The following is a 7,291-nucleotide window of genomic DNA, read 5'->3' as shown; positions in this document are numbered from 1 at the left end:
AATTTCAGATAAAATAGTTAAAAAAATTGAAAATTAGTAGGATAGAAGAGGAATCGTAGTCTGGTTAAGCGCGTCCGCCTGAGGCGGAAAGTCCTCGGTTCAAATCCGAGCGCCCCGACTTATTCAGATAAATTTCAGATAAAATAGTTAAAAAAATTGAAAATTAGTAGGATAGAAGAGGAATCTTAGTCCGGTTAAGCGCGTCCGCCTGAGGCGGAAGGTCCTCGGTTCAAATCCGAGCGCCCCGACTTTAATTAGATAATGAATTTTTAATATGACTCACAGAGAGAGATTGAAAAGAGTTTTTAAATGTGAAGAAGTTGATAGAATGCCTATCAGGATTTGGGGAGTAAGTCCTGTTTTTCCTACTGAAAATTTTAAACCATTATGTGAACTTGTGGAAAAATATGACCTTGAAACAATTGAAATATGGGAACCAAAAAAAGATGAAATCCCACCTTTACCCTATCGGATAGAAACAGAAGAAAAAATTATAGAAAAGGAAGGAATGAAGGAAATAATAACAAAGATTAAAGCACCCAAAGGAGATTTAATTCAGGTTTATAAGCATAAACTTGGCGGATCTCCGGGAAGGGTTATCAAAAATTTTATTGAAGATATAAAGGATGCAGAGAAGTTTCTTTCATTGCCTGATATTAGGGAATTGCCAAAAATTGATTCTTATTTTGAATTTGAGAAAAAGGTTGGAGAAAGAGGGCTGATACTTATAGGAATTGATGAGGCAATGTATGCAGTTCACAGATTTATGGGTTCAGAGGTTTTCAGTTTTTTTCTTTACGACCATAGGGAAATCCTTCATAATATGATAGAGAAAAAATTTAAAGAAATAGAAAATTATGTTAAATATATTCTATCAAATAAAATAGGGGATGGATTTGGTTATGTGGGTCCTGAATTATGTATACCTCCTCTTGCATCTGTAAATGACTTTAATGAATTTGTTTTTGATTACGATAAAAAGATAATAGATTTAATTCATGATGAAAAGAAATTTGTATGGGTTCACTGTCATGGAGATATGGCACCTGTTTTAGAAAGATTTATAGATATGGGAGTGGATTGCTTAAATCCGGTAGAACCTCCTCCTGTATCTAAAATGACATTAAAGGAGATGAAAGAAATAAGTAAAGGCAAAATGTGTCTTGAAGGTGGAGTTGAAGATGGTGCTTTTGATACTTTAAAACCGGATGAGATGAAAAAACTTGTTGAAAAAATTATAGAAGAGGGAAAACCTGGGGGTGGATTTATTTTATGTCCTACTTCTTCTCCTAACACCTGGCCTAAATTATTACCCAGACATATTGAAAATTATAAAATTTTTGTTGAAACAGGTGTGAAATTAAGGAATTATTAAATGACAATTCCACCTTCTTCTGCAAGGAAAATTCCTTTCATTTTCATATCAAGTGATTGAGGATTTTCTGCATATTTTAAAGCAGTTTCTTTGTCAATAAAACCTCTATTGTAAAGGTCTAAAAGAGAATCTTCAAAATCCTGCATTCCTTCATTTTTTCCTGCTTTTATTGCTTTTGGAATTTTACTATCCTGTCCTTCAAGAATCAATCTTGAAATCAAAGAATTGACAAACATTATTTCAACTGCAGGGACTCTTTGAACACCTTCTTTTATTGATGGTAAAAGCATTTGAGAAATTACACATCTTAAATGTAAACTGAGATCTCTTCTTATCTGTGGTTGTCTTACTTCAGGAAAGAAATTCAAAATTCTTCCGATAGTAAGAGGTGCATTTTGACTGTGTAAAGTTCCAAAGACAAGATGACCTGTTTCTGCTGAATGTATAGCAAATTCTACTGTTTCTTCATCACGTATTTCTCCAATAAGAATGACATCAGGGTCCTGTCTCACAGCATATTTTAATGCTTCTTTAAAACTTCTCACATCTATACCTATTTCTCTTTGTGTTATTATTGCTTTATCGTTTTTATAAAGATATTCAATGGGATCCTCTATGCACAGGATATGACATGTCCTTGTTATGTTTATCTTATTTATTATAGCGGCAAGAGTACTTGATTTTCCACTTCCAGTAGGACCTGTTACAAGTACAAGTCCGTTTATATAATCACAAACTTTTTTTGTACTTTCCGGAAGGTTTAATATTTCAAAATCAGGAATTGTAGATGTTATTCTTCTTGCAACAAGAGCAAATGTTCCTCTCTGTTTGAATATATTTACTCTAAATCTACCAATATTTGGAAAACTCATTGAAGTATCAAGATTCCCTGTTTCTTCAAGAATTTTCTTCTCCTTTTCCTGTAAAAATTCATAAATTATTTTTCCAATATCATCTTCACTCAATTTTTTATACTCTTCTATTCTTAAAATGTCTCCCTTTATCCTTAATATTGGTTTAGAACCAACCTGTAAATGAATATCTGATGCATTTCTTTCTTTAGAAAGTTCTACAAATTCCTGAAAAGAAAATTCTTTTTCCATTTTTTTCTTTATGTTATAATTTTTAATAAAATGAAAATAATTATAGTTTATTTTTCATTAACTGGCAATACCAGAAAACTATCAGTAAAAATTTATGAAATTCTCAAATCAAAAAATCTTGATGTAAGTTTGTTTGAAATTGAGAGCAAAGAAAGATGCAGTTTTTTGAAAAATTGTTTTAATGCAATTTTTGAAAAATTAATAAAAATAGATAAAGTTCCACATATAGAAAATTATGATTTGCTTTTTATTGGTACACCCATATGGGCTGGAAAAATAACTCCACATATTAGAAGTTTTCTTGAAGATATTGACCTGAAAAATAAAAAAGTTTTTTTGTTTACAACCTATGGAAGTGGTTTTTTAAAAAATAAAGCGATGAAAGAATTTATAGAACTTGTTGAAACTGAAGGTGGTAAAATTGTTGATATGTTTGAAGTAAGAGGGGAAAAAATAGAAAAATATATGGACAATTTAAAAGAAAAAATTGAAAAATGTTTGAAAGAATTATAACAGAGAAATCACCTTTACCGGTCGGACCTTATTCTCAGGGAATTAAATGGAAAAATTTTATCTTTATTTCTGGACAGATACCCGTTGACCCTAAAACAAATACTGTTGTTAATGGTGATATAACTAGTCAAACTAAACAGGTGATAGAAAATATTAAAAATATTTTAACTGAAGCAGGCGCAGATCTTGAAAATGTTGTTAAAACCACTGTTTTTTTAAAAAATATAAATGATTTTGAAAAGATGAATTATGTGTATGCTCAGTATTTTAAAAATAAACCAGCAAGAACAACTGTAGAAGTTTCAAATTTACCAAAAAATGTTCTTATTGAAATTGAGGTTATTGCAATAATTGAGGAGGGAAAATGAGACAGAAACTTTTTTTTATATTTACTCTCGGTTTTATTTCGGGCGTTATATGTTCTACTAAAATATCCAGGATGCAGAGAGTTGAATTTGTTAATTGGCCTCAGATGAAATTTAAAAATATTAGAATATTAATAGCTGGTACAGAAAAATTATCTAATCAGGGTTTTGCGGGAGCAAGTTTAAAAGAAATGGAAAATACAATTATTATTTTTCCAAATATTCCTGATGGTGTTGTTTTTACTAATGTGGATCAGGGATTTGGGGCAGTAAAAGAAAATATTAAGATTTACTACCTTGATAAAAATTTTAAAATACTTAAATATGATATAATGGAAAAGGAAAAAGGGATTTCAATACCTACTGAAAATACTTTTATTGCAGTTGAGGGATTGCCATAATTCTATACATGAGGTAAAATAAAAAAAAGGAGAGAAAATGAAAAAATTATTGATTTTATTGATTTTATTGATTTTTAATACAGGATTTTCTGAAACAAAAGATAAATATATAAGAAGATTTAAAGTTGCAGAAGATTTGCTTGAATATATGTTAAAACAGCCAGATGTTTCTATTCCTGTAAATCTTATCAAAGAATGTTATGGAATTATTTTTATAAGACAGTTTAAAGGTGGATTTTTACTTGCTGGAAAGGGAGGGGAGGGTATTATAATTTCAAGGGATAGAGAAAAAAGGACATGGAGTGCTCCTGGATTTATTGCTTCTATTCAAGTAAGTTTTGGATGGCAGATAGGTGCTCAAATGACAGATTTAATACTTTTGATAATGAATGAGGATGGTTTGAGAATGCTCACGACCTCAAAAGTTAAAATAGGAGCTGATATTGGAGTGGCTGCAGGTCCTGTTGGTAGAGAATTTGAAGGGAAAGTATCTCCAGGAGCAGGAATTCTTGCATATGGAAGAAGCAAAGGTGTTTTTGGTGGTTTATCTCTTGAGGGAGGAGCTATTTTTTCTGATGATAAGGCAAATGAAGAATTTTATGGGAAAAAGGGTTTGAAATTGAAAGAGATAATTTTTGATAAAAAAGTTTCTATTCCAAAAGAAGCAGAAAAACTTATAAAACTTTTAAAGGATTATGAAGAGGCAGAACTTGTTATAGAAAAAAAAGAGAAAAAATAAAATTGAAAAAGTATATTTTTCTTTTAATTATTCTCACCGGATGTATTTTAAATATTCCATCTATTGAAAAAGAAAAAATTAATATATTTAAAGACAGAAAAGATGCAATTTTTTCTCCATCCGGAGATATAAATAATTCTGAATTTGCAATTTCTCCTAATGGTGAATTTTATGCAAAAGAAATAGAACCTTATAATCATGGTAGAATAGGAATATTTTTGAAAAATGGAGAATTAATAAAGGAAATTAATGTTTTTGATGAAAATGAGGCAGAAAATGATTTAAAAGTACTTGCGTGGCATCCTGATAATTTTGTGATAGGTGTTGTATATCATAAAGATGGCGGTTCAGAAATAAAGATGTATGAAATTTTTACAGGAAAACTTTTGAGAAAGATAATTTTAGGGAATTTTTATCATTACTTTGTTTTTGATGAAAATGGAGAAAAAATATATCTTTCTGTTGATGGAGAAAAAATAGATGAAGTAAATTTAAGAAATACTGATTTTGTTTTCAATTCAGGGATTAATTTACCCTGGTTAAATTATGGATGGGATATTGGTAGAAATCCATGGGAAGATAAGCATGGTGGTTTTTCTTCAAATAAAGAAGTTCTTAATGAAAAATTTAAATTTTTTAAAGAGATTGGAGTGAATGTTGTAAGGGTTTTTTTGTTCTGTGATTTAAGAAGTGGAGTTATTTTTGACAATAATAGATTAACTTTTGATAAATATGTTTATAAAGATTTTAATACACTGATTGAGATTACAGAAAATATAGGAATTAAAATTTTGCCAGTTCTTTTTGATTTTACAATTGCTGATGGAGTAGAAGAAGAGAATGGAATTAAGGTAGGAGAACATCCCGAAATTTTTTATGATATAAGAGTACAGAAAGAGTTACTGAATCTTTTTGAAGGTTTTTTTAGAAAAGTTGAGACGAAGAAAGTAATTTATGGATGGGATATTATAAATGAACCAGAACATCTGAAAGTGGACAGTTCCAAAGTTGATAATTTCATTTCAGCATTTATTAAATTAATAAGGACAATTAAAAGAAATGAAAAAATAACGGTTGGCGCACTTTCAAGAGTTTATCTTAGTAAATACAAAAAATTCAATTTAGATTTCTATCAATTTCACTATTATGACAGTTTTGAAAACAACTCATCACTTGATTATCATTTTTATAATCTTTTAATTGAAAAACCAGTCATTATAGGAGAATTAGAACCGACAGAAATTCCAGATAAACTTACAAAAATTTGGGAAAGAGGATATAAAGGAGTTCTTATATGGGCTAATGAAGAGTTTTTAAAAGATGGATGGAGATTATATAAAGCGTGGATTGATGTTCATTGATTATTGATGATAAAATAAAAATATGTTAAGAAGAAAAGCAAGAGAGTATGCATTGAAAATTTTATATATGATAGATATGAGAGAAGATACTAATTCTACTTTTCTTGAAAATTTTGAGGAAAATGAAAAAGTAAAAAAGTTTGCTGATGAAATAATAAAAGGAGTTATTGAAAATATGAAAGAAATAGATGAGATAATTTCAAAAGTTTCTTTAAACTGGGATATAAAGAGAATGAGTTATATTGATAGAAATATTTTAAGAATTGCAACATATGAAATCGTTTTCAGAGAAGATATCCCTTCAATTGTAAGTATAAATGAAGCGATTGAAATAAGTAAAAAATATGGAGACGAAGATTCTCCAAAATTTATAAATGGTATTTTACACAAAATAAAAGAAATATATGAAAATAATAAAAAAGAAAAAAAGGGGGATGAAAATGAAATTTAAAATTTTTTTATCTTTTTTATCTTTAATTTTTTTAATCACAAATCTTTCTGGAAAAGAAAAAAAAGTTTTAATGGTTATTGCTTTTGAAAATTTCAGAGATGAAGAACTTAAAGTTCCAAAAGAAATACTTGAAAAAAATGGAATTATTGTTGACATTGCATCTGTTAAAAAGGGTATTGCTAAGGGTATGCTTGGAACAAAAATAGATATTAATCTTACACTTGAGGAGATAAAAGAGAATGATTATGATGGAATAATTTTTGTAGGAGGTATTGGTTCCCAGAGTTTATTTACAAATACACATGCATTAAAACTTGCTCAAAACTTTTATAAAAGCAAAAAAGTTATCGGAGCAATATGTCTTGCTCCAGGGATTTTAGCCAAAGCAGGTATTTTGAATGGAAAGAAAGCGACCTGTTTTTACACTGCTTCAGAAATTTTGAAAAAAAATGGGGCAATTTATACAGGAAATCTGGTAGAAATTGATGAAAATATTGTAACAGGAAATGGTCCTGAAGCAGCAGAAAAGTTTGGGAATGAAATTTTAAGATTAATAAAAAAGTGAAAAAAAATGTTATTTTTACAATTGTTAGAATACTTATAAGTGTTTTTTTTATTTACTTAATTTTACAAAAAGTCAATTTTAAGAAAATTTCTGAAATTATAAAAAATGCAAATTATTTACCCCTAATATTTGCTTTTATTACAATATTTTCAATAAATTTTTTACTTGCTCTGAGATTTAAATATATACTGGAAATTTATTTCAAAAAAAAACTTTCCTATTTTTTAATTTGGAAACTTACAATGATAGGTTTATTTTTTAACAATTTTCTTCCAACATCAGCGGGTGGCGATATAGTAAAAATTTTTTATATTGTGAAAGAGCAGGAAAAAAAATTTTTAAGTGGTATATCAGTTTTAATTGACAGGTATATAGGAGCTTTATCTATTATGATAATGGGAACAATTTCTGTATTTTT

The 7,291-nt window shown here is 28.6% G+C and carries 10 protein-coding genes; 9 read left to right on the top strand and 1 reads right to left on the bottom strand.

Going from position 1 to position 7,291, the window contains the following annotated elements; all coding sequences use genetic code 11:
* Nucleotides 1-292 precede the first annotated feature (292 nt).
* On the top strand, nt 293-1,375 hold the full coding sequence (locus PKV21_07115) for a uroporphyrinogen decarboxylase family protein (protein ID HOM27259.1): 1,083 nt from the start codon (nt 293-295) through the stop codon (nt 1,373-1,375).
* On the opposite strand, the gene PKV21_07110 is transcribed toward PKV21_07115, so the two are convergent.
* Nucleotides 1,372-2,478 carry a PilT/PilU family type 4a pilus ATPase gene (locus PKV21_07110; protein HOM27258.1) on the bottom strand — a complete coding sequence of 369 codons (1,107 nt, stop codon included), beginning with the start codon at nt 2,476-2,478 and terminating at the stop codon, nt 1,372-1,374. The two genes, PKV21_07115 and PKV21_07110, sit on opposite strands and share 4 nt — an antisense overlap.
* A 30-nt stretch (nt 2,479-2,508) precedes the next feature.
* On the opposite strand from PKV21_07110, the gene PKV21_07105 reads away from it, so the two are divergent.
* The 8 genes from PKV21_07105 to PKV21_07070 all read left to right on the top strand — a co-directional run.
* Complete coding sequence (locus PKV21_07105; GenBank protein ID HOM27257.1) at nt 2,509-2,991, top strand: flavodoxin; 483 nt, start codon at nt 2,509-2,511, stop codon at nt 2,989-2,991.
* Nucleotides 2,973-3,359, top strand: a complete 387-nt coding sequence (locus PKV21_07100) for a Rid family detoxifying hydrolase (GenBank protein HOM27256.1) — start codon at nt 2,973-2,975, stop codon at nt 3,357-3,359. The genes PKV21_07105 and PKV21_07100 overlap by 19 nt, the downstream gene beginning before the upstream one ends.
* Nucleotides 3,356-3,757, top strand: a complete 402-nt coding sequence (locus PKV21_07095; GenBank protein ID HOM27255.1) for a hypothetical protein — start codon at nt 3,356-3,358, stop codon at nt 3,755-3,757. Before PKV21_07100 ends, PKV21_07095 begins: the two co-directional genes overlap by 4 nt.
* 37 nt (nt 3,758-3,794) lie before the next feature.
* On the top strand, nt 3,795-4,496 hold the full coding sequence (locus PKV21_07090) for a lipid-binding SYLF domain-containing protein (GenBank protein HOM27254.1): 702 nt from the start codon (nt 3,795-3,797) through the stop codon (nt 4,494-4,496).
* Nucleotides 4,497-4,498: 2 nt separating this feature from the next.
* A complete protein-coding gene (locus PKV21_07085; protein HOM27253.1) occupies nt 4,499-5,857 on the top strand; it encodes a hypothetical protein in 1,359 nt (452 codons plus the stop codon).
* 22 nt (nt 5,858-5,879) lie between these two features.
* On the top strand, nt 5,880-6,308 hold the full coding sequence (gene nusB / locus PKV21_07080) for a transcription antitermination factor NusB (GenBank protein HOM27252.1): 429 nt from the start codon (nt 5,880-5,882) through the stop codon (nt 6,306-6,308).
* On the top strand, nt 6,298-6,873 hold the full coding sequence (locus PKV21_07075) for a DJ-1/PfpI family protein (GenBank protein HOM27251.1): 576 nt from the start codon (nt 6,298-6,300) through the stop codon (nt 6,871-6,873). Before nusB ends, PKV21_07075 begins: the two co-directional genes overlap by 11 nt.
* A partial coding sequence (locus tag PKV21_07070; protein HOM27250.1) for a lysylphosphatidylglycerol synthase transmembrane domain-containing protein occupies nt 6,870-7,291 on the top strand: 422 nt, incomplete at its 3' end. The genes PKV21_07075 and PKV21_07070, both read left to right, overlap by 4 nt.

Source organism: bacterium, assembly GCA_035371905.1.
GTDB lineage: Bacteria > Ratteibacteria > UBA8468 > B48-G9 > JAFGKM01 > JAMWDI01.
This window is presented reverse-complemented; position numbering and strand designations above follow the sequence as displayed.